This is a genomic window from Niastella sp. sgz303648 (genome assembly GCF_059587045.1).
Map to the genome: position 1 here is coordinate 352,527 of NZ_JCAPSW010000007.1, position 22,975 is coordinate 375,501.

The 22,975-nt window shown below is 42.8% G+C and carries 21 protein-coding genes; 9 read left to right on the plus strand and 12 right to left on the minus strand.

What is annotated here, in order from left to right:
* Window positions 1-218: 218 nt before the first annotated feature.
* The 5 genes from AC59IL_RS21865 to AC59IL_RS21885 form a co-directional block, all read right to left on the minus strand.
* The gene (locus tag AC59IL_RS21865; RefSeq protein WP_496554327.1) at window positions 219-500 is read right to left on the minus strand and encodes a T9SS type A sorting domain-containing protein; all 282 of its coding nucleotides are present in this window, start codon (window positions 498-500) and stop codon (window positions 219-221) included.
* Between the two features lie 258 nt (window positions 501-758).
* Window positions 759-1,193 (minus strand): G8 domain-containing protein, encoded by a 435-nt coding sequence (locus tag AC59IL_RS21870; RefSeq protein ID WP_496554328.1) that lies wholly within the window; start codon window positions 1,191-1,193, stop codon window positions 759-761.
* Between the two features lie 546 nt (window positions 1,194-1,739).
* Entirely contained in the window at window positions 1,740-2,474 is a 735-nt protein-coding gene (locus AC59IL_RS21875) for a ribonuclease III family protein (protein ID WP_496554329.1), read from the minus strand.
* Between the two features lie 104 nt (window positions 2,475-2,578).
* The gene (gene fabF / locus AC59IL_RS21880; RefSeq protein WP_496554330.1) at window positions 2,579-3,832 is read right to left on the minus strand and encodes a beta-ketoacyl-ACP synthase II; all 1,254 of its coding nucleotides are present in this window, start codon (window positions 3,830-3,832) and stop codon (window positions 2,579-2,581) included.
* A gap of 104 nt (window positions 3,833-3,936) precedes the next feature.
* A complete protein-coding gene (locus AC59IL_RS21885; RefSeq protein WP_081146706.1) occupies window positions 3,937-4,173 on the minus strand; it encodes an acyl carrier protein in 237 nt (78 codons plus the stop codon).
* A gap of 275 nt (window positions 4,174-4,448) precedes the next feature.
* Here AC59IL_RS21885 and AC59IL_RS21890 point away from each other — a divergent pair, with 275 nt between their 5' ends.
* Together AC59IL_RS21890 and AC59IL_RS21895 are read left to right on the plus strand one after the other, a co-directional pair.
* Window positions 4,449-4,877: a GNAT family N-acetyltransferase gene (locus tag AC59IL_RS21890; RefSeq protein WP_496554331.1), complete on the plus strand. Its 429-nt coding sequence runs from the start codon at window positions 4,449-4,451 to the stop codon at window positions 4,875-4,877.
* A gap of 41 nt (window positions 4,878-4,918) precedes the next feature.
* Window positions 4,919-5,515 carry a Uma2 family endonuclease gene (locus AC59IL_RS21895; protein ID WP_496554332.1) on the plus strand — a complete coding sequence of 199 codons (597 nt, stop codon included), beginning with the start codon at window positions 4,919-4,921 and terminating at the stop codon, window positions 5,513-5,515.
* On the opposite strand, the gene mfd is transcribed toward AC59IL_RS21895, so the two are convergent.
* Window positions 5,505-8,948: a transcription-repair coupling factor gene (gene mfd / locus AC59IL_RS21900; RefSeq protein ID WP_496554333.1), complete on the minus strand. Its 3,444-nt coding sequence runs from the start codon at window positions 8,946-8,948 to the stop codon at window positions 5,505-5,507. The genes AC59IL_RS21895 and mfd overlap by 11 nt on opposite strands.
* A gap of 223 nt (window positions 8,949-9,171) precedes the next feature.
* Between mfd and AC59IL_RS21905 the strand changes: the two genes are divergently transcribed.
* Complete coding sequence (locus AC59IL_RS21905) at window positions 9,172-9,939, plus strand: ferredoxin--NADP reductase (RefSeq protein WP_496554334.1); 768 nt, start codon at window positions 9,172-9,174, stop codon at window positions 9,937-9,939.
* Window positions 9,940-10,090: 151 nt separating this feature from the next.
* Here the strand turns inward: AC59IL_RS21905 and AC59IL_RS21910 are convergent, their stop codons facing one another.
* Together AC59IL_RS21910 and AC59IL_RS21915 are read right to left on the minus strand one after the other, a co-directional pair.
* Window positions 10,091-10,351: a hypothetical protein gene (locus AC59IL_RS21910; RefSeq protein ID WP_496554335.1), complete on the minus strand. Its 261-nt coding sequence runs from the start codon at window positions 10,349-10,351 to the stop codon at window positions 10,091-10,093.
* A gap of 156 nt (window positions 10,352-10,507) precedes the next feature.
* The gene (locus tag AC59IL_RS21915; protein WP_496554336.1) at window positions 10,508-11,947 is read right to left on the minus strand and encodes a glycine--tRNA ligase; all 1,440 of its coding nucleotides are present in this window, start codon (window positions 11,945-11,947) and stop codon (window positions 10,508-10,510) included.
* A 200-nt stretch (window positions 11,948-12,147) separates the two neighbouring features.
* Here AC59IL_RS21915 and AC59IL_RS21920 point away from each other — a divergent pair, with 200 nt between their 5' ends.
* A complete protein-coding gene (locus tag AC59IL_RS21920; protein ID WP_496554337.1) occupies window positions 12,148-12,486 on the plus strand; it encodes a hypothetical protein in 339 nt (112 codons plus the stop codon).
* Between the two features lie 151 nt (window positions 12,487-12,637).
* On the opposite strand, the gene AC59IL_RS21925 is transcribed toward AC59IL_RS21920, so the two are convergent.
* On the minus strand, window positions 12,638-12,991 hold the full coding sequence (locus AC59IL_RS21925; protein WP_496554338.1) for a nucleotide pyrophosphohydrolase: 354 nt from the start codon (window positions 12,989-12,991) through the stop codon (window positions 12,638-12,640).
* Between the two features lie 189 nt (window positions 12,992-13,180).
* On the minus strand, window positions 13,181-13,633 hold the full coding sequence (gene dtd, locus AC59IL_RS21930; protein WP_496554339.1) for a D-aminoacyl-tRNA deacylase: 453 nt from the start codon (window positions 13,631-13,633) through the stop codon (window positions 13,181-13,183).
* A gap of 31 nt (window positions 13,634-13,664) precedes the next feature.
* Here dtd and arfB point away from each other — a divergent pair, with 31 nt between their 5' ends.
* Genes arfB through AC59IL_RS21945 form a run of 3 tightly spaced genes read left to right on the plus strand, consistent with a single transcriptional unit; the run spans window position 13,665 to window position 15,946 of the window.
* A complete protein-coding gene (arfB, locus tag AC59IL_RS21935) occupies window positions 13,665-14,072 on the plus strand; it encodes an alternative ribosome rescue aminoacyl-tRNA hydrolase ArfB (RefSeq protein ID WP_496554340.1) in 408 nt (135 codons plus the stop codon).
* 21 nt (window positions 14,073-14,093) lie between these two features.
* Window positions 14,094-14,903 carry an MbnP family protein gene (locus AC59IL_RS21940; protein ID WP_496554341.1) on the plus strand — a complete coding sequence of 270 codons (810 nt, stop codon included), beginning with the start codon at window positions 14,094-14,096 and terminating at the stop codon, window positions 14,901-14,903.
* Window positions 14,900-15,946 (plus strand): cytochrome-c peroxidase, encoded by a 1,047-nt coding sequence (locus AC59IL_RS21945; protein ID WP_496554342.1) that lies wholly within the window; start codon window positions 14,900-14,902, stop codon window positions 15,944-15,946. Before AC59IL_RS21940 ends, AC59IL_RS21945 begins: the two co-directional genes overlap by 4 nt.
* 233 nt (window positions 15,947-16,179) lie before the next feature.
* Here the strand turns inward: AC59IL_RS21945 and AC59IL_RS21950 are convergent, their stop codons facing one another.
* On the minus strand, window positions 16,180-16,851 hold the full coding sequence (locus AC59IL_RS21950) for a hypothetical protein (RefSeq protein ID WP_496554343.1): 672 nt from the start codon (window positions 16,849-16,851) through the stop codon (window positions 16,180-16,182).
* 225 nt (window positions 16,852-17,076) lie between these two features.
* Between AC59IL_RS21950 and AC59IL_RS21955 the strand changes: the two genes are divergently transcribed.
* Window positions 17,077-18,588 (plus strand): lipopolysaccharide biosynthesis protein, encoded by a 1,512-nt coding sequence (locus AC59IL_RS21955; RefSeq protein WP_496554344.1) that lies wholly within the window; start codon window positions 17,077-17,079, stop codon window positions 18,586-18,588.
* 86 nt (window positions 18,589-18,674) lie between these two features.
* On the opposite strand, the gene AC59IL_RS21960 is transcribed toward AC59IL_RS21955, so the two are convergent.
* Window positions 18,675-19,319, minus strand: a complete 645-nt coding sequence (locus tag AC59IL_RS21960) for an MBL fold metallo-hydrolase (RefSeq protein WP_496554345.1) — start codon at window positions 19,317-19,319, stop codon at window positions 18,675-18,677.
* A gap of 75 nt (window positions 19,320-19,394) precedes the next feature.
* Between AC59IL_RS21960 and AC59IL_RS21965 the strand changes: the two genes are divergently transcribed.
* Window positions 19,395-22,904, plus strand: a complete 3,510-nt coding sequence (locus tag AC59IL_RS21965; RefSeq protein WP_496554346.1) for a hypothetical protein — start codon at window positions 19,395-19,397, stop codon at window positions 22,902-22,904.
* Window positions 22,905-22,975: the final 71 nt, after the last annotated feature.

A 22,975-nucleotide genomic window follows, 5' to 3' on the forward strand; every position in this document is an offset into this window, starting at 1 on the left:
TGGGCAGGAGCACGGAAACATTCCCATATATGGAAAAAAATTACAATAAAGAGAAACATTTAGGGGATTGGAGGGGAAAACCCCGGTCGGAATACCGGGAAGTCAGTAGCAGAACATTGAAAGTAAGATGCAGGAAGCCCGGCATTTTATTAAAAAAAAGTTCCGCTGTGAAAACAACGGAACTATTACTGTTTACCTAATATGAGGACCTTTTAAACCTACAACGCTATTTTCTTAACCTCGCTCCAGCCGTTGCCATCACTAACCTGTACTGCGTAGATGCCGGAGCCGGCGCTCACGTTAAATGTGAGCCGGTAAGATGCCTGTTTGTAATTTTTGCGCACAATAACCTGTCCGTTCATGTTTACTACCTGAATAGTAACATTATCTTTTACATCGCTGTTAAAATCAACAGTTATGGTTTGTTTTGAAGGAGAATAAATATTGGTAACCTGCTGAGTTAAATCGCTGCGCAATGAGCGAATGGCAGAATAATGCACATTACCGTTTATATCTACCTGGCGTATGCGATAATAAACTCTGGCATCTGAAACATTTTTATCGGTATAAGCATATTTGCTAACCGCGGCTGTAGTGCCCGATCCAATTATGACCGCTATCTGCTTCCAGTTACGGCCATCGGTGCTTTTTTCAAGCTGGTAATATTTGTTGTTCAGTTCTTCACTGGTACTCCAGTTAAGCTGAACATCACTTCCCTGGCGGGATATATAGAAAGATTCAAAAACTACGGGAAGCGTTTACGAAGAAAGAGCAACAAATCCGTTGGGAGAAGTTCCGGTGGTGGCATCGGCCATACTGGATCCAACGACGCTTAATTCGGTACCGCTGAATTTAAGCGTGCTTCCGATGGTAAGCTGATCGTTTGAATTTATACCGGTGATCTTTCCTCCCAAGCGTACAATAACTCTGCTGGCATTATCTAATCGTAATTTGCCGTTATTGAACGCCAGTGTTCCATAAACAACTATAATTACGTTATTGAGCGAAACGTTTGAACTTAGAGTTACCATATAACCGGCAGGTATTATAATACTATCGTTATCCTGCGGTACGCGATTTAATTTCCATGTATTGGCAGTTTCCCAGGCGCCGGTTTTAGTGGCTGAATCGGAGGTGGCAAAAGTTGCTGAAGCAATCAGCAGGGCAATGATGGTAGTGTAAATGTGTTTCATACGGTAAACAGTTTTGTGCTTTTTAGGTAATTAGAGTTACGCTCTATAATTTTCAATACACGTACCTGAAATTTTTGGCATACCCGAAACAGGTCATGAAACAGAAGGTTTGGCATCTAACGGTAGCAGGCTACAGAGTTGATAATCAATTAAAATTTTGTTCTATACAAATTCTCAAAAAAATATTTTTTCCGGCCGGGGAATGATGGCCCGGAGTACGGAAACATTCCCATATATGAAAAAATATTACAATATAAAGAAACATTTAGCGAATTGGAGGGGGAACCCCGAAGCAGGAAGTACGAAGTAAGAGGTAGAAAGTATGGAATTACTTAAATAGTGGCTGGTTGCAAGTTGGAGGAGGCAAGTGTTACCAGTTACCAGTTGCCAGTTACCGGTTTTCTGTTACCGGGTTTCCCGGAAGGCACAATTTATGACTGGTCACAAGATGCCCAAATGTGTAATTTATTTTAGGTGCGGGCGCGGGCGAAGGTACTTTGGAACCTGAAACCGGCAAACAGGGAGGCCGGTACCGGGCAACCGTTCTCAGTCTTCCTCGGGTGCTTCGGTTTTATTTAAGCCCAGTTTATCTATGGCAATGGCGGCGGCGATCTGACTGGCGTCTTTTTTATTATAGGCTTTGCCTTCGGCGAGCAGTTCACCGTCGACTACTGCGCCGATGGTAAACAGGCGGCGGCCGCCTTCGATGCGTTCGTCGAGGGTTTCAAATTCAAGGTTTTTACCGTTTTTGTTGGCCCAGCCGTATAATTTATTCTTATGGTTGATTTCGAGGTTTTCGAGATCTTCCATATACAAGTGCGGAATGACGATGGCTTCAAAAACCCATTGTTTGGTTTTTTTAAAGCCCCGGTCGAGATAAATGGCGCCCACCACTGCTTCGAGGGTGTTGCCAAATATCTGACTCATCTTAAGGGAATTGTCGAATTTGTTATAGAAGGTGATTTTTTTTAACCCCATTTTGATGGCAATTTCGTTGAGCTTGTTACGATTTACCATCTTGCTGCGCATTTCGGTCAAAAAGCCTTCTTCTTTGTAGGGATATTTTTTAAAAAGAAAATCGGCTACAATACCACTGAGAATCGCATCTCCGAGGTATTCCAGCCGTTCATTATTTTCATCGGCGTTATCGCGAACTGAGCGATGGGTAAGGGCAGCTTTATATAATGCGAGTTTGCCCGGGGTAAAACCCAGTACATTGCGCAGATTCTTTTTGAAAGAAAGATTCTCTTCTTTACCTATAAAGCGGTCCAGGATTCCCACAATTGTCAATCTACTAATTTTTCATTAAGCCAAAAAATCATAATCAGGGCCAGGAGTCCGCAGCCACACAATTACAATAGCAAATAATAGTAAACCGTATAAAGTTACGCTTTATATTTTTTAACTATCACGCAGGCATTATGTCCTCCAAACCCAAAGGTATTACTCAAAGCAGCACGTACAGTACGTTGCTGGGCTTTTTCAAAGGTGAAATTTAAACGGGCATCCAGCTCGGGGTCGTCGGTAAAATGATTGATAGTAGGAGGAACGATATCGTTCACCACGCTCATAATGCAAGCAATGGCTTCTACTACACCGGCAGCGCCGAGGCAGTGGCCTGTCATGGATTTTGTAGAACTGATGTTCACTTTATACGCCTGTTCGCCAAAAACATCGGTTATAGCTTTTACTTCGGCTATATCGCCCAGGGGGGTTGAAGTACCGTGGGTATTGATATAATCAATATCTCCGGCTGTCATACCAGCATCCTGTAAAGCTACGTTCATAACGTTTTTTGCGCCCAATCCTTCGGGATGCGGGGCGGTAATATGGTGAGCATCGGCAGTTGCACCGCAACCGGCAATTTCACAATATATTTTAGCGCCACGTTTCAGGGCATGTTCCAGTTCTTCAACTACCAATACACCGGAGCCTTCGCCCATAACAAAACCATCACGGTCTTTATCGTAGGGGCGGCTGGCCGACTTGGGATCATCGTTGCGTTCGCTCAGGGCTTTCATGGCATTAAAACCACCTACACCGGCTTCGCTGATTACACTTTCGGCGCCTCCGGTTAAAATGATATCTGCTTTGCCTAACCTGATGAGGTTAAACGCATCCATGATAGCATTGGTAGAAGAAGCACAGGCACTAACCACGGCAAAATTGGGGCCGCGGAAGCCATGCCTCATCGAAATATGACCTGCAGCAATGTCGAGGATCATCTTTGGAATGAAGAAAGGATTGAAACGGGGGGTGCCATCGCCTTTGGCGAAATTCATTACTTCTTCCTGAAAGGTGATCAATCCGCCGATTCCGCTGGCAAAAACCACCCCTACCCTGTCGACATTAACATTATTAGCGTTAATGCCGGCATCTACCACTGCCTGATCGCTCGAAATGAGGGCAGTTTGGGTAAAACGGTCGATTTTGCGGGCTTCCTTGCGGTCGAGGTAATTCAACGGGTCGAAATTCTTTAACTCGCAGGCAAATCGTGTTTTGAATTTAGAAGCATCAAACTGGGTAATAAAGTCTGCACCGGAAACTCCATTCAGGAGTCCGTTCCAATATTCCTGTAAATTATTACCGATTGGTGTGATGGCACCAATACCGGTTACAACAACTCTTTTCAATTGCATAGCACTTGCCAGGGGAGTTTTTAAGTAAGAAATCCGCCTTCGCAGCATGCGCCCAGCTACCGAAAGCGGATTTAATTTATTGCACCTGATCTACAGTATTCAAATTACTTAGCATGCTCTTCTAAGTAAGCAACAGCCTGGCCTACGGTTGTAATAGTTTCGGCCTGTTCATCAGGGATGGAAATATTGAACTCCTTTTCAAATTCCATAATTAATTCAACGGTGTCGAGAGAATCGGCACCTAAATCATTGGTAAAAGAAGCTTCATTGGTAACCTCTGCTTCTTCTACACCAAGCTTATCAACAATGATCTTTTTTACTCTTGTTGCGATGTCTGACATTTTTGTAAAGTTTAGTTACGGCTGCAAAAATATAGATTTTGGAATAATGACAATAAAAGGCTGGTTTTTAATTAATCTTGTTAATATTTTGTGATTTACTCGTTTTGTAGTACTATCCGGCTAAAACTACCCTCCCCCCACCTTGTCCCGCCTTGCGGGGCATAATCTTTTTAAAAATTTCAATCGGCTTCGCAAGCTAAGTTATTTTTCATTTTATTGAATGGGCCAATATACGGTAAATCGTTATATTGCAGCCCACTACCCAATAAGTCGGCATGGCTTTAAAAATAATAGATCATGGTTCCCGTGAGTATCAGCAAATGGTACAGTTGCGTAATGAGATATTACGCAGGCCATTGGGTTTGCAATTTACCCCCGATGAACTGGAAAAAGAAAAAGAGGAAATTTTAATTGGCGCTTTTGAAGAAGAAAAGATGCTGGGGTGCTGTATGCTCATTAAAACGGACCCGATAACCGTTCGGCTTCGCCAGATGGCCGTTTTGAATAACCTGCAGGGTAAGGGCATCGGCAGGGCCCTGATGCAGTTTGCTGAAAATATTGCCCGCGACCGGGGTTTTCAGAAAATTACCATGCATGCCCGCCAAACCGCCGTTGGCTTTTACGAAAAGCTCGGCTACCGCGTTTGCGGCCAGGAGTTTGAGGAGGTAACCATTCCGCATTATGTGATGGAGAAGTTGTTGTGAGGGGTTTTTCGTATTTTAGCTATAATATAATACGTTAAAACATGGGAGCGCCAGCCATTAAATATATTTCCCCCCAGGAATACCTGAAGCTGGAAAGAGAGTCTACAATCAAACATCAGTATCTCGATGGCGAAGTAGTTGCTATGTCTGGCGCTTCGCTTGCTCACAATGATATAGTTGCTAATCTCATAGGAGCAATTAACCCTTTTCTAAAAGGTAAGCAATGTAAAATCCGGCCAAGTGACCTCCGGATTAGTATTCCTTCTGCTAACTCTTATACTTATCCGGGTGCAACAATAATGTGTGGAAAGCCTGAAATGGAAGATGATAAATTTGATACGGTCAGAAACCCCGCCGTTATATTTGAAGTATTGTCTGGTTCCACCAAAGAATATGATAGAGGCAATAAGTTCTTATACTATCAACGTATTCCATCCCTGCAGGAATATATTCTGATCGATTCGTTTAAAAAGTATGCAGCTATTTATACCCGTCAGTCCGCTGATCTGTGGAAAATTGAAACTTTTGAAAATGACAGCGCCATACTTCCCATCAAAACCATTGACTATAAGCTCTCTTTTGAGGATCTGTATTTTGAAGTAGCGTTTAAAGATGGCCCACCGCCCATCACGCCGTAGCCGCCTGTGCCGAAACAAATTGTTTCATTTGCGATAGAAAACGAACCATCTTTTGCATGCTGGTTATGTCGTCAACAACCAGTAAAAACAGCTTTCCGGTTTGCTTTAGCTTCGCTTTATTGGTTTGCGTTTGTATAAAAGTGAGAATATTATGAAAAACGGGCGATTCAAAATACGGTGAATCGGCCTTATTGATGAAGTAACATTTCAGCGTTTCATCTTTCAGCAACATTTTTTCAAAGCCTAATTCTACAGCCAGCTTACGCACACGAACTGTATCAAACAAATCTTCTACCTGTTGCGGAATGGGTCCAAACCGGTCCTGCAGCTCATGGGCAAACGCCTGCAGCTCTTCTTCGTTTTCACAATTGTCTAACCGCGTGTATAACGACAACCGCTCAGTTATACTTTCAACATAACTATCGGGTATCAGTATCTCCAGATCGGTATCAATAGTACAATCCTGTACAAAATCTTCCTGTTTGGAAATTTCTTCTTTGAAAAGATTCCGGAACTGGGTTCGTTTTAATTCTTTTATGGCTTCTTCCAGTACCTTCTGGTACATTTCGAAACCTATTTCGGCCATAAAGCCGCTTTGTTCGCCACCCAGCAGGTTGCCGGCGCCCCGTATATCGAGGTCGCGCATGGCGATCTGAAAACCGCTGCCCAGCTCGCTGTGTTGCTCCAGGGTTTGCAACCGCTTTCTTGAATCAGCGGGCAATGTGCTCATAGGCGGAGCCAGCAAATAGCAAAAGGCTTTTTTATTGCTTCGGCCCACACGCCCGCGCAGCTGGTGCAAATCGCTTAAGCCAAAATGATGGGCGTTGTTGATGATGATGGTGTTTACATTCGGAATGTCTACACCACTTTCAACGATATTGGTACAAATAAGTACGTCGTACTTTTTATCAATAAAATCAAGAATCCGCTCTTCCAGTACATGTCCTTCGAGCTGCCCATGCGCATACCCTATGCTCAGGTCGGGACATAAACCCTGGACCAATCCGGCCATTTCGGCCAGCCCCAGTACGCGGTTATGAATAAAGAACACCTGCCCGCCACGCTCTGTTTCATAATAAATGGCATCGCGAATGAAGTCTTGGTTAAATACCTGCACTTCGGTTTGTATGGGTTGCCTGTTGGGCGGCGGAGTATTGATAATGCTCAGGTCGCGGGCGCCCATCAGGCTGAAATGCAGGGTACGCGGTATAGGCGTAGCCGTTAAGGTTAAACAATCTACATTGGTGCGCAGGGTTTTGATCTTTTCTTTGTGGGCCACTCCAAACTTTTGCTCTTCATCGATGATCAAAACACCGAGGTCTTTATATTTTACCTCTTTGCCTAACAGGGCATGGGTACCAATGATGATATCAATTTTGCCTTCTTCAAGCTTTTTTAAAGTTTCCTTTTTTTCTTTGGCCGATTTAAAGCGGTTTACATAATCTACGGTAACCGGAAAATCTTTTAAGCGATCGCTAAATGTTTTGAAATGCTGAAAAGCCAAAATGGTGGTAGGCACCAATACGGCGGCCTGCTTACCATCAACACAGCTTTTAAAGGCAGCCCTGATGGCTATTTCAGTTTTACCAAAACCCACATCGCCACAAACGAGGCGGTCCATGGGTGATGGCGATTCCATATCTTTTTTTACATCTGCCGTAGCCCTGCTTTGATCGGGGGTATCTTCATAAATAAACGAAGCCTCGAGCTCGGTTTGCATGTAGTTATCGGGAGTATGCGAAAAACCCTGCTGGGCCTTTCGCTGAGCATACAACGTAATTAAATCAAAGGCAATTTCCTTAACCTTCGTTTTGGTTTTTTCCTTGAGTTTGTTCCAGGCGTCGCTGCCCAGTTTATTTACTTTGGGTACAGAGCCTTCTTTACCGGTATATTTCGAAATTTTGTGCAGCGAGTTGATGTTCACGTACAAAATATCGCTGTCTTTATAAATGATTCGAACCGCTTCCTGCAACCTGCCATTTGTATCCAACTTCTGTAATCCGCTGTACACCCCTACCCCATGATCGATATGGGTTACATAGTCGCCGGGTTGCAGCTCGCGCAGGGTACGCAGGGTTAATGCCTTATTTTTATTATAGGCTTGTTTAACCTTGTATTTATGGTAACGCTGAAATATCTGGTGGTCGGTATAACATACTGCTTTCAGATCTTCTTCAATAAACCCTTCGTGTATGGAAGTAGGTACCGGAGTGAAATTTATTTCGGCCTTTAAATCTTCAAAAATGCTGTTCAACCTTTCGAGCTGACGTGGGTTTTCGGCAAACAGGTACAAACTGAACCCCTTGGCTACCCATTGCTTCAGATCTTTTATCAGCAGATCGAACTGGCGGTTGAAAGCAGGTTGTTGTTTGGTTGAATAGTCAATGGTCAATGGTGAATGGTCAATAGATTCCGTGTTTTCAGAGAACCCTGACGAATGACCAAACTCTACTATATGGCGATTGGTTAGCTGTTGTTTTAAAGACCCGGCAGTGATAAATTCGTCTGCCTTTACAGTTGCTTTTATGGTTTTATCGTCTTCTTCGACCGTTTCTCTTGGTATGGTATTGTTTGCCTGCAGGTTCAAAAACAAATGCAGGTCTTCTTCCTGGGTGAGCAGTTTTTCTTTGGTAAGCTCCCAGTCCTGTATCCAGTACACCGTATTTTCGGGTAAAAAGTCGAACAGAGATATTTTATCGCTTTCTTCGAACTGGGTTTCTACATTCGGAATAATGCTAACCTGCAATAATTTTCGCTCACTTAACTGGGTTTCGGGGTCAAAAATTCGAATAGAGTCAACCTCGTTACCAAATAATTCTACACGGTACGGTTTTTCATTGCCGAATGAATAAATATCCAGAATACCTCCACGCAATGCGAACTGCCCGGGCTCGTAAACAAAGTCGGTTGTTGAAAACCCATAATCAACCAGTTGCCGCAATAAGCCTTCCACATCGATGCTGTCGCCGGATTTTAAATAAATGATGTTACCGGCGAGTGTTTTGGGCAGAACCACTTTTTCAAACAGGGCTTCGGGATAGGTAACCAGCGCTCCTACGCGGTTACTGCCGGCCGGCGGAGAAGAAAATCGCGTAAGCGCTTCGGTTCGCAGCATTACGTGCGAAGAATTGAGCAAACGGAAATTCTTTCTGTTTTTAAAAGAAGTGGGGAAGAAAAAGATATTCAGCGCATGGGTAAGGTTCTCGAGCGAATTATGCATGTAGGCGGCAGCTTCGGCATCTTCACAAACTATCACATGATTGAGCTGGCTACACACATCGTGTTGAAAAATAGTGCCAATGACAAAGGCCGGAGAACTTCCCTGAAGATTTTTACAATAAATTCGTTGAGATTGGGCAAAAGTGAGCCTGTCCGCCAGTTGAAAAAGGCGGGGGTTATTTTTATAGGCTTCGAGCAACACCTGCAAATTCATATCAGCGGCGCAAAGATACGAAGATTAAGGCAACAAGAAACAAGGCACACCCCTTTAGGGGATGGGGGAAAAATTTGGGGTTGACAATTGAGCTTTGTAAATTGAACATTTAGTTTAATACATAATGTAGGTGCAGGATGCAAAATTCGTGTTGCAGTTCTAACTTGCAACTCCCGTCAATTATCTCACTCTACTTAACTATGTAGTTTAAAACAAGTATGTTATGTTACTTCCCTGGCAAACCGGAAAAGTCATTCGCATCGAAAACGAAACCAGCAACACAAGACGGTATTGGATTCAGGCCCCCGAAATTTCGTCTTTCGTTTTTGAGCCCGGTCAGTTCGTTACCCTCGATTTACCCATTCATGAAAAGCCCAATAAACGCTGGCGTAGTTATTCAATAGCATCGTGGCCTAATGGTACCAATGTATTTGAACTGGTGATCGTATTGCTCGAAGGTGGCGCCGGCACTACCTGGCTTTTTAATGAAGTTAAAGAAGGCCATGAATTGATATTTCGTGGACCTCAGGGTAAATTCACCCTGCCCGAAACCATCGACCGCGATCTGTTTTTTATTTGTACGGGTACCGGTATTGCCCCCTTTAGATCGATGACCCATCATATATTGAATCATAATATCGCTCATCAAAACATTTACCTGATCTTCGGTTGCCGTAAATTAACTGATAGTTTATATTATAAGGAGCTGTCAGCATTATCGCAAAAGATAACCAGCTTTCAATACCTGCCTACCTTTTCACGCGAAGTTCCTGAAAACCATAACCACCTGATTCGCACCGGTTATGTTCATTCTATTTATGAAGAAATATGCCGCACCAATATCCAAAATAGCAGCAATGATACACCAGCCGCTATTAAACCGGCTTATTTTTATTTATGCGGATGGAAGAACATGATAGATGAAGCGAAGCAAAGGATACAGGCATTAGGGTACGACAGAAAAGCCATTCACCAGGAGCTGTATGGATAGTCTTTAAAAAACAATAGCATCCCTAACCATCTCAGCACAGAAGCTGAGGATAGTAACGGATATTTTAGTGATGATAGCTGGATTTTGTTAGAAATGACAGGTGGGAATACTCGCCGTTTTTACAGCACGGCAGGCTACATGCAGAGGACAACTATTTATTTCCGAAAGATTTGTCCTGCATTTTGTCTGCCTTTTTTTCTTCTTTGGCAGTTATGGGAATTACAGGAATAGAGGAAGAGCCCTTCAGCTTTTCTTCGAGCATAAGCTTTTCTTTCTGTAATTCAAGAATTTCGGCATGACTGGCCATCATTTCTTTTTCGAGGTCGGTCACTTTCCCTCTCACTTTACTTAACTGAGCACCCCGTAACAGGAAGCCGGTTAAAAAAGCAACCAGGGCTAAGCCACCCAACATAGAGATTTCTATTGAGAAACTAATTAAGAGCATAAGCAAGCCTCCTTGATTCACTCGGTTTTTTTAAGGTTTTACAAAGTTACAAGGATACTGGTTATTTAAAAGAGTAGTTTTCCGAAGACAGGAATATTTATAAAAGTAATACCAAACAACGTTTTATGCAATAAATTTTTCTACAACCTCCCTGATCCGGTCAACAGGAATGCGCTCCTGCTGCATAGAATCACGGTAACGAATGGTTACGGTACTGTCTTCTTTCGTTTGATGATCAATTGTAATACAGAAGGGCGTACCGATTGCGTCCATACGACGGTATCTTTTTCCAATAGTATCCTTCTCCTCGTAAAAACAACGGAAAAATGGTTTGCAGGTATCCATAATATTCCGTGCAATTTCGGGTAACCCATCCTTTTTGACCAGGGGCAAGATAGCCAATTTTATGGGAGCAAGTTTAGGTGGGAACTTCATTACAACACGGCTGTCCTTTTTTTCGGGTGTGCTTAAATCCTCCTCAGTATATGCTTCACTCAAAATCATCATAATTGTTCTGTCTAACCCAACCGAAGTTTCCACTACATATGGAATATAGTTCTGATTTATCTCCGAATCAAAATACTGCATTTTCTTTTTACTGTATTCCTGGTGATTGCGTAAATCAAAATCAGTACGGGAATGTATACCTTCTAATTCTTTAAACCCTATTGGAAAATCATATTCAATATCACAGGCTGCATCGGCATAGTGAGCCAGTTTAACGTGATCGTGAAAACGGAATTTTTCTTTAGGAATACCCAGGCTCAAATGCCATTTCATTCTTACTTCTTTCCAGTATTCATACCACTCTTTTTGAGTGCCGGGACGAATAAAGAACTGCATTTCCATTTGCTCAAACTCGCGCATACGGAAAATAAACTGACGGGCAACAATTTCGTTTCTGAACGCTTTACCGGTTTGTGCAATACCAAACGGTATTTTCATGCGGCCGGTTTTCTGCACATTCAAAAAATTCACAAAAATGCCCTGGGCGGTTTCGGGACGCAGGTAAATTTCACTGGCTTCTTCCGTTACGCTACCCAGCTGGGTGCTGAACATCAGGTTAAACTGACGTATTTCGGTCCAGTTACCGGTACCGCTTACCGAACATTTGATCTTATTATCTTCAATTAGCTTTTTTAATCCATCGAAATCACTGGCAGCCAGCAATTTATCCATTTCTGCCAACAGCGCGTCGGCTTCGGCTTTTTTACCTTCTTTTTCAAGATCATCGGCTTTGGCCTCTATCAGATGGTCGACCCTGTATCTTTTTTTACTGTCTTTATTATCAATCATCGGGTCGTTAAAGTTATCAACGTGCCCGCTGGCCTTCCAGGTGGTCGGGTGCATAAATATAGCAGCATCAATTCCTACAATATTCTCATGCATCTGGGTCATGCTTTTCCACCAGTAATCGCGAATATTTCTCTTTAACTCACTGCCCCATTGACCATAATCGTATACGGCACTAAGTCCATCGTAAATTTCACTGGACTGAAAAATAAATCCATACTCTTTGCAATGCGATATAATTGCCTGAAACCTGTTATTATCTGTTGCCATAATGGCTGCAAATATAGGCGATATGTTGTAGTGATAAAACCGGTTATTGAATAAGTTAGGACAATACACTTTTACAGCCCGGTTACCGGTTATGCAACCGGTTAAAAGCCCGACAGCTAAATTGTTTTTTTAATATTTACCGGGAAGCTTGCAAACCCCGGAATGTTCGTCTATATTTCGCTAAAACAATCCCTGCCCCTATGTCAAATTCAGAAACCCTCCGTTCAGAGATCGAAAAACAAATATCAGCCGGTTTTTCAGGTGATGAAATAAAGCAAAACCTGCTCGCTCAGCAATTTGAAGCCGCCGAAATAGAATCCTGCATGAAGCAGTACAAGAGCATAACCAGCGCTCAACCCGCCAAAAGTTCATCAGGAGCAAGCGTGGTATCGTTACTGGTATCAGTTTATTTTATTATTAATGGCAGTGTGAAGGTTAGCAGCCATTCATCGGGCCTTTTACATACCTGGGGTATTATTATGATTTGTGTTGGGCTTGCCGGCGTTGTATGGAAAACGATTGATCTGGTGAAGCGGTAAAATACATTTGTCAAAATATTCCTGCAGGCGCTCAATGGGCGCCTGTTTTTTATCATTAACTATAAGGGCGAGCCCACTGTTGAGAAGGTAATGCGGATCAGGCGAAAAGTTGGGAATAACGTTGAAAAGTTGACGCACCTTCTTTAATACCTCACCCCTTCAACTTCTCATTATCCTTATGCCTGTTGGCATCGCGGATATTCTTCTTTTCAAAATTCTTTTGTAAGGCATCGGTTAGGTCAACACCGGTTTGATTGGCCAAACAAATAAGCACCCACAACACATCGGCCATTTCATCGGCTAAGGGACCTTCTCCGGCCTTTCCCGGCGAAGCAGGTTGTTCGCCTTTTTTATAAGATTGATCTCCATACATGCGTGCCATATGCCGCGCCAGTTCGCCAACTTCTTCGGTTAGAATAGCCATATTGGTTAGTTCGCTGAAATAACGAACACCTACTGTTTTTATCCAGTGATCAACCTGTTGTTGCGCTTCTTTAATTTCCATAATTTAGTTTGCGGTTTGAAGTTTGTAGTTTGTGGTTGCTGCCGCGTTTTAAACAGCACTACTATTTTTTCAACCCTTAGTCTTTATTTTTATTTATCCTCTGTTTCACACTTTATCAACCTGTTAACCTGTAAACTTTTCAACCCCTCCGTTTTCAAATTCTCTCATTTTCAAATTTTCAAATTACAATTATTCCTTATTCTTCGTATCGATCACTATGGTAACAGGTCCGTCGTTCAGCAACGATACCTTCATATCGGCGCCAAACTCACCGGTAAATACCTGTTTGCCCAAATCCTTTTGTAATTGCAGTACAAATTGTTCGTATAACGGTACTGCAATAGGTGGTTTGGATGCTTTAATATACGAAGGGCGGTTGCCCTTTTTGGTTGAGGCATGCAGCGTAAACTGGCTTACAACCAGTATATCGCCATCCTGGTCCTTTATCGATTCGTTCATAACCCCACAGGCATCGTTAAAAATGCGCAGGTTTACTATTTTACCACTAAGCCATATAATATCTTCGGCTGTATCGGCATCTTCAATACCCACCAATACCAGCAACCCCTTTGTAATAGCCGAACGTATATGATTATTAATTACAACATTTGCCATTGTTACCCGTTGTATTACCGCGCGCATAGTACCCTTAAATTATTTTTACCTTTATATAATGAAGATAGATGTTTCAAAAGAAATACAATTTAAAACAGCTCGCAGTGGTGGCAAAGGCGGCCAAAACGTAAATAAAGTGGAAACGATGGTGGAGGGATATTTTCATATATCTAATTCGTTGATTTTAAACGACGAACAAAAATCGAGTGTTCAAAACAAATTAGCTTCAAAAATAAATTCGGAAGGGTTTTTGCAAGTAAGAAGCCAGGTTCACCGCAGCCAGTTGCAAAACAAGGAAGAAGTAATAAAAAAAATGAATGCGTTCATTGAGCAGGCACTGAAGAAAGAAAAGAAACGCATTGCCACCAAACCTTCCAAAGCGGCGAAGAAAAAGCGGCTCGATACAAAACTGAAACAATCACAACACAAAGAAAACCGCCGAAAAATACGACCAGGCGATTTGTAAGCGTAATAACACCCGAATACTATGAAAAGTATTAAACAACTGCACTATTTGCTTTTACCGGTATTATTATTAACCGGCCTGCTTTCAACAATCATTACCTCCTGTCAGAAAGAATTAAAATTCGACAAAGAACCCGAAAAAGATCACAACCTTGTTTTGAAATTTAAGCCCGTAGTTCAATTCGATTCTGTTGCCCTTGAATTGGGAAAAACCTATAAAAATTACTTTAAAGAAGATTATACCCCCACCGCATTTAAGTTTTATATTCATGGTATTGAAATGATCAATACCGATTCAGGCAAGGTGTTCCGTTTGGCTGAAGACAAATATTATCTTGTTGACTTTAGCGACTCAGCCTCCTGTGAAATCAAAATTGCCATATTACCATATGTATATAACCGTATTTCATTTACCATTGGAGTTGATAGCGCCCTGAATGTTAGCGGCGCTCAAACCGGCGCTCTTGATCCGGCCAATGGCATGTTCTGGACCTGGAATACCGGTTATATTATGGCCAAGCTCGAAGGCACCTCGTCAAAATCAACACAGGCCGGTAAATTTGAGTTTCATATCGGCGGCTTTTCGGGCACCGATAACGTAATTAAAAAGGTAAATTTATTATTTCCGTTTGCCCAGAATATTGATCTGAAAGCCGGACAAACAACCGAAATGTTTATAACTGCCGATGCCAATGACTGGTTTTATAACCCGCACGATATAAAGATCGCCGATAACCCGGTGATCACTTCGCCGGGCGATCTGGCAAAGCAGGTGGCAGAGAATTATTCAAAAATGTTCACTGTAGATTCGATTGCTAATAATACCCCGTGACGTTACGATGCGCGACAATAGGAATTTGTTTATTGCTTTTTTTAGGTACCCTGTTGGTAAATGCCTGTAAAAAATCAGGGAATGGCAGCAGCGGGCCGCATCCGCTCACATTTACAGTTCCAACAGGTTTTCCTGCCCCGCAATACACCTTTACCGGCAATCCCTTAACAGAGGAGGGTTTTGAACTGGGTAGAAAGTTATTTTACGACGGTCGCCTGTCGAAAGATGGCAATTTCCCCTGTGCGTCGTGTCACCAGCAGTTCGCCGCTTTTGCCACATATGATCATCCGCTTAGTCATGGTTTTAATAACCAGTTTACATTTCGTAATGCGCCCGGCCTTTTTAATATGGTGTGGAATAAAGAAATGCATTGGGATGGCGGTATTGTCAATATAGAAGTACAACCGCTGGCCCCGCTTACCGCACCCAACGAAATGGCCGAAGACGTAAAAAATGTGATCAGCAAACTACAGCAGGATGAAGATTATAAAAAAATGTTTGCGTCGGCGTTTGGCGATGACACCATTACCAGTCAGCGCATGTTGTATGCACTTACCCAGTTTGTAGGTTCTTTGGTTTCGGCCAATTCAAAATATGATAAAGTAAAACAGGGCAAAGCCGTTTTTTCGCAAACAGAACAAAACGGCTATACCCTGTTTCAATCAAAATGCGTTAGCTGCCATCCCGAGCCTTTATTTACCGATCATAGTTTTCGCAATGTGGGCTTGCCGGTTGATCCCTTTATAAACGACTTAGGCAGAATGCGCATAACCAATAAGCCCCAAGACTCGCTGAAATTTAAAGTGCCCAGCTTACGAAATGTAGCACTCACCTTCCCATACGAACACGACGGCCGTTTTTCGAGCATCACCAGTGTGCTTGACCATTACAGCAGCACCGTTCAAAACAGTGCTACCCTTGATCCGCTGTTAAAAAATAAAATACCGCTAACGAATGCCGAAAAGTTTTACCTGGTCGAATTTCTGAAAACACTCACCGACTCCACCTTTATTTCCGACAGCCGGTTTTCACAACCACAATAATGCAGTTTGTAGTTTTAGGTTTGTAGTTTGTGGTTCTTTCGGTGAATTATACTGTCCGATTTTAAGCCTGTTACACTTTTAAGGCGCGGGCAGGTAATAATGATTTTCCAAAGTGCGGTAGCAACCACAAACCTCAAACAATAAACCCCGTCCGACCGGGTCATCCGGGCGGGCACAAACAACACATTTGCGGGGAAACAAAGTTTGAACGGGCATTTAACCATCGACCTAATTTAGTTCGACGATTTACCCAGCGTAATATCTCTTTTGTTTAAAATTACACTCAGGGCGTCTTTTTGCCTGGTCAGCTCATCGGTTTGCACCATCTGGTCGTTTTTGTTTTGCGCCAGCTTTTCCTGCAGGGCCTTTAATTTCTTTTCAAGATCGTACTGATCGTCTTTCATGTTCAGCAGCTTTTTCTCGGCCTTTTTTACCTGTTCCTGCTGCTGTTTAATTTTCACATCGAGGTTATAGGCATCAATGGAGGGTGCCATTTTGTTAAGCAGCTCTTTTGCTTCGCTCACTTTAAAGCGATCTTCCGAAGCACGAACCCCTATATTTTCCCCGGGACGGCCAATAAGTACATATACAATGCTCGATTCCCTGTCTTTTTCGATTTTACGCTCTACCTTACAGTGCACATCGAGCATTTCAGGATCATTATCGAGCAGGTGAGTATTGCGAAAAACGTCAAAACTTTTGTACCGGTCGCTTTTTGCCCCTTTTTTCTCCATATACTGTTTAATGGCATCTTCAACAATATTCGAAGTGTAAGGCAGCTCAATAACGGCAGCTACTTTATTTCCTTTCTGGTATTCGATTTTGCCTTCGCCTGATTGTGAAAATACGGTGGTGTGAAAAATAAAAGCGGTTAAAAGACAGATTAAGGGTAACGATAGTTTCATAGTGAATGGGATTTAAAGATTAAATATACAAACCGGCGATAAAGATAGCAAGACGTGTGATAAAAACCTTAAAGTGTTGATTTTGACGGATATTAAAAAAAATAATCCGTTTACAGGTACTGTTTTTGTTATTAAAATACTATATCCGGCATAAACCGGTTAATGCATCGGGGTTTTAATGACCGAACCCCTTAATTTTGATCCTTAAATTCTAAATAATTTTCATTGAGCGGTATTAAAAAATTAGCTGGGCAAACGCTGTGGTATGGCGTTAGCAGTATTTTTGCCCGTTTCCTGAATTACCTGCTTACTCCGTACCTGACTTATAAACTAAGTGGCTCAGGTTTCGGAGAAATGAGCCTGGTATATGCGGCAATTCCCTTTTTAAATACGTTGTTTTTGTTTGGGGTCGAAACTGCTTATTTCCGTTATATTCAACAGGACCAGTACAAAAACGAAATATACAATACACTGTCTATTTCAATATTCAGCAGTACTTTTTTCCTAACCGCCCTGCTTATCATTTTCAACAAATCGTTCGCACACCTTATATCCATACAGGACCATCCTGAATACGTAACGCTCAGCGCCTTCATCATTTGTTTTGATGCTTTATCGGCCCTGCCTTTTGCCAAGCTACGGCACGAAGGCCGCCCGGTAAAATTCGCCTTTGTTCGGGTATCCGGCATATTAATAAACATTGGAATCATCTATTTCTTTCTTTCCGTATGTCCGGCCCTGTTAAAAAAGAATTCCAACAGCCCCCTGTTAATAATATACAATAAAGATTTTGGCGTAGGCTATATATTACTGGCCAATGTTATTCAATCGTTTTACCAGCTGATCATATTGAATAAGGAGCTGTTCAGCTTTAAATGGAAATTTAATGCTGTTATGTGGAAGGAGGTGATGATATATGCTTTACCCCTTGCCATAGCCGGTTTTGCGGGCATGATCAACGAAACATTCGACCGTATTATGCTTGGCTGGTGGGCGCCGGTACAATCTATTCAGGAAGCCAGGTTCGAAGTAGGCACCTACAGCGCCTGTTATAAATTATCTATTCTCATAACACTCTTTATACAGGCTTTTAGAATGGGCGCCGAGCCATTCTTCTTTAAACAATCGCTTTCGGAAGATGCCCCCAGGACCTATGCCCGTGTGATGAAATTTTTTGTAATTACCATTACGCTGATGTTTCTGGTAGTGGCATTGTACATCGATTTGTGGAAAAATTTTATTCAAAACGAGGCGATGTGGGCAGGTTTGAAGGTTGTACCAATTTTACTTTTTGCCAATATGTTCCTCGGCATTTATTACAACTTATCAATATGGTATAAGCTATCTAAAAAAACTTCAGCCGGTGCCTGGATCACCCTTATCGGCGCCCTCATCACCCTGGTGGTAAACTTCGTTTTTATACCCCGATTCAGCTATATGGCCTGCGCCTGGGCTACTTTTTTATGTTATGGCAGCATGATGGTGGTATCGTTTGTTTGGGGCCAGAAAGTTTATCGTATACCATATGCCACCAAAAAACTTTGCGCCTACATGATCATTGTAGCCGTTTTATACCTGGTGCACCATTTCATTGTAACCCAGTGGCCCAATACCTGGCTAAATGTAACAGTGGCTACCACATTTACCCTCGGTTACCTGGTATTTATACTGCGTGTTGAACGCAAAGAATTTATCAGGTTGCCCTATATAGGAAAAATGATTTATAAAGTAATCTGACCGACTGGGATATTGGGATTTTTGGGATATTGGGATTTTCAGAAAGCTGGTAGCGAAAGAAATCACAAAATCCCTAAATCTCAAAATCAGAAATCCTTCAAAAAGGGGTTGTTCAGTTTCTCATAACCGACAGTGGTTTCGGGGCCATGGCCGGGATAAACCACCACATCATCGGGCAGTACGAATAGCTGGTTCCTGATGCTGGAAATAAGGGTTTCAAAATTGCCTCCGGGCAGGTCGGTACGCCCAATGCTCTGGCGAAACAACACATCGCCGCTTAAAACGAATTGCTGCGCCGAACAATAAAAAGCAACATGCCCGGGAGAATGGCCAGGTGTAAATAAAATCAGTAACACATCGTTACCCAACCTTATTGCCTCACCTTCGCGTAAAAAGATAAGGTCGCCTTTGTAATTATCAAAAGGCATCCCCCACGATGAAGCAAAAGTGGGCGCATATTCAAGAACAGGTTTTTCTTTTTCGTGCAGGTGAAGGGTTAGTTTCCATGTGTCGTGAATAAATTTGTTGCCAAACACATGATCGAGATGACAGTGAGTATTTAACAAATATTTAGGCGTTAGCCCCGAAGTTTGTATAAATTCTTTCAATTCATTACGTTCATTGCCGAAATAGCAGCCGGGGTCAACAATGCAACATTCTCCCGACTCGTTATACACCACATATGTATTCTCCTGAACCGGACTGAAAGTAAAAGATTTCACTGTTAGCATAACTTGTACTCTATTTATAATTGATTTTCGCGGTATTACGGATTGTTTTAACTTTAAAACATTTAAAGACAGGCCATGCAATTTCAACAGATTCAGCCAAAAACAAAAGTATTTTCATCCATCCCTGTATTACTTGCCATGCTTCTGCTGCCAGCCTTACTGTTCGCCCAGGTGAACACAGTAGAATTTGGTAAAAACCGGGTTCAGTACCGTAAATTCAAATGGCAATATTACCAGACCACAAATTTCAATACCTATTTTTACGAAAATGGCCAAACCATAGCCAACTACGTAGCTCAGGTAGCTGAAAATGAATTGGCCGGTCTTGAACAATTTGTTGAATACGGGTTGCAACGCCGCGCTAACATTGTTATATATAATCATTTCGACGAATTACAACAATCCAACATAGGACTTAACCTCGACTGGCAAACGACGGGCGGTATTACCAAACTGGTAAATAATAAAATGGTTGTTTATTTCGATGGCGATCACTCTAATTTACGTAAACAGATTCGCCAGGGTATTGCCCGTATACTGGTCGATAATATTCTGTTTGGCGACGATCTGGGTGAATTTGCCACCAACCAGGCCCTGCTCGATTTACCCAAATGGCTGGTTGACGGATATGTTGATTATGTAGCCGAAGAATGGAGCCCTTCATACGACAACGATCTGAAACTGGCCCTGCTTTCGGGCGATTACAAAAACTTTTACCAGTTCGCTTACGAAAAGCCCCTGCTGGCCGGTCACGCCTTCTGGCATTATCTTTCAGAAAAATATAAAAAAGAAAACGTTACCTACTTTTTGTACCTGAGTCGCGTTTACCGCAACCTTAACAGCGCCTCTCAACGAATTTGTAAAAAGAAGTTCAAAGAGGTGCTGAAAGATTTTATGGCCGAAAGAACGGAAATGTATGAGAAAGATCTTCGCGGACGCCGCGATATTCCAAAAGGTACCGTTTCAATTGTAGAAGAGGTAAAACATAACAGAGACTTCATACACTTTACTCAAAACCCCGCTCCCCGCAGTCAAACCTATGCCGTGGTGGAATTTATAAAAGGCCAGTACCGGGTGGTTTTATGGGAAAATATGACCGACCGCCGGGTATTATTGAACACAGGGGTACGGTCGAATGAAAATGAAATCAATCCCAATTATCCAATATTAGCCTGGGATGGTAAAGGCACCCGGCTTGCCTGCGTATACTGGCAGGAAGGGAAAGTGAAGCTGTTTGTTTACGATATGATTGCCCATTTTAAACGGATAAAGCAGGAAATACCGCACTTTGAACAAATTCAGGATATGAAATTTATGCTGAATTCGAATACGCTGCTGCTAAGTGCTGTTCGCAAAGGCCAATCGGATATTTTTATTTACAATATCGAAAAAGATACCTACGAGCAGGTTACCAATGACGCCTATGCCGATCTGGACCCTTCGTTTGTAGCGTTCCCCAATAAAACCGGTATCATCTTTTCATCAAACCGGCCCGATGCTACCACACATGGCGGCGATACCGCAGTAGCCTCGCAACGCTATAATATTTTCCTTACGGATGTTTATAACAAAAGCGAGTTCCGTCAGATTTCACAGCTAACAAAAATGAAATGGGGCAATGCACGGTACCCCATGCAGTACAATACCTATCACTTTACATTCGTAAGCGACGAAACCGGTATCTCAAACCGCTTCGCCGGATTTTTCAATACACAACGTGCAGGCCTTGACACAGTAATGTTAATAGGCGATCAAAAACTGGTCAATCCCGATCCACAGGAAATCGATTCAACACTGAAAGCCTGGGGCAAAACAGAACCCGATTCGGTATTCACTTTTTCGGTAACCAACGACTCGGCTTATGTTTTCCCGATTACCAATTATCAAAGCGCTCTACTTGAAACAAAAATTGCCGGTGACCGGGGTGAGGTAAGCGAAGTACGGCAACAAGGCAACCTGAAATTCCTGTACCGGTTGAAAGTTGATGACGCAACCCTGCGCCGGCGTAATATAAACCCACGCCCAACCGAATACAGGCGAAAAACCATCATTGCCGAACAGGCTGCCAGTGGCGCTGCGATTCAGTTTAATAAGCCAGGCGCGGCACAGCCCGATTCGGTTCGAAAGGTGAATGATATTTTTGAAACCGGTTTTGAAAAAGAGAAAAAAGATTCCGTTAGCACCCAGCAGCCACCACCCGTTGCTGAAGGCGCCGAAGTAAAAGCTCCTGAAGTAAAAGGAGAAGAACCGGTATTGAAAAAAGCCAAGCTGTTCGATTATAAACTGAAGTTTTCGATAGATAATTTCACCGGTGGCTTTAACAACGACATTCTGGCCAGCCGGTACCAGCCTTATACCGGCGCATTACCCGTTGTACTGCAAAGCGGGGGCGCATTTAACGGCATGTTAAAGGCATCGATCTTTGATCTTTTTGAAGATATACGATTTACAGGAGCCATGCGCCTGCCGTTAATAGGTGGTATTGGAACAGGCGTTTCGGTTGGTAATTCAGGCGCTACCGCCTTTGTTCCGGTAAACCAGTCGCTGTTCGATGGCGGTGGTGAATGGTATGGCCGGATAGACTACCTGAAACACAGACTGGATTATTCTTTGATCTATTACCGCCGTACCGATTTGGGTGCTGTAGAAAACATTGGCACCACAGCCCAGGAATACGAAGCCAAATCATATACCAACCTGTACCAGGGCGTTATCAAATATCCGTTCGACAGGGTGCGCAGCATCCGTATATCGGCTGGTATTCGTACCGATAAAGTGGTGGTTCGCGGCGCCTACCTCGATACTTTTTCGCTAAAAGTACCCGACGTTAACAAACAAACTTTTGCTGTAACCCGCATAGAATATGTACATGATGATGCGATATTAAAAGCTACCAATATCTGGAATGGTTTACGGTATAAAATATACATGGACCTCGACGGTCAGATCAGCAAACCACCTGCTGTAGGCAATGTGAAACCCGGAAGGTTTACCTGGAACGCAGGCTTCGACGGCCGTTATTATTTTCCTATTTACCGCAATTTTATATGGGCCACACGTGCAGCGGGCGACTTTTCGTGGGGTAGTCAGAAGATCGTTTATTACCTCGGTGGTGTAGATGGCTGGATGTTCCCGAAATATAACCAGGATCCCCGTCCGCAGGACCCCGATTATGCATATCAGTCGCTGGCAGTAAATATGCGCGGCTTTCCGCAGAACATAGCCAATGGCAACAACGCGCTTATTATTAACAGCGAACTTCGGTTGCCAGTGTTCTCAACCCTTTTCAACAAACCGATCAACAACGCATTCCTGCGCAACTTTCAACTGATTCAATTTGTTGATCTGGGAAGTGCATGGAATGGCAAGTTCAGCAAATTATCACGCCCCGAAATTGTATACGGTAACGAACCGGTTCAGGTATTGATCAAGGCCGGTGGCATTGGCCCCTTTGTAGGCGGCTATGGCTTTGGCGCACGCAGTACCCTGTTGGGTTACTTCCTGCGATTAGATGCCGGATGGGAAATGAATGTATTCTTTAGAGGAAAACCATATTTACATTTTGCCATGGGAGTTGACTTTTAGTGAAACGTGAAACGGCAAACGTGAAACGATACAGGCTCCGATAGAAATATCGGGGCTTTTTATTTTTAAAA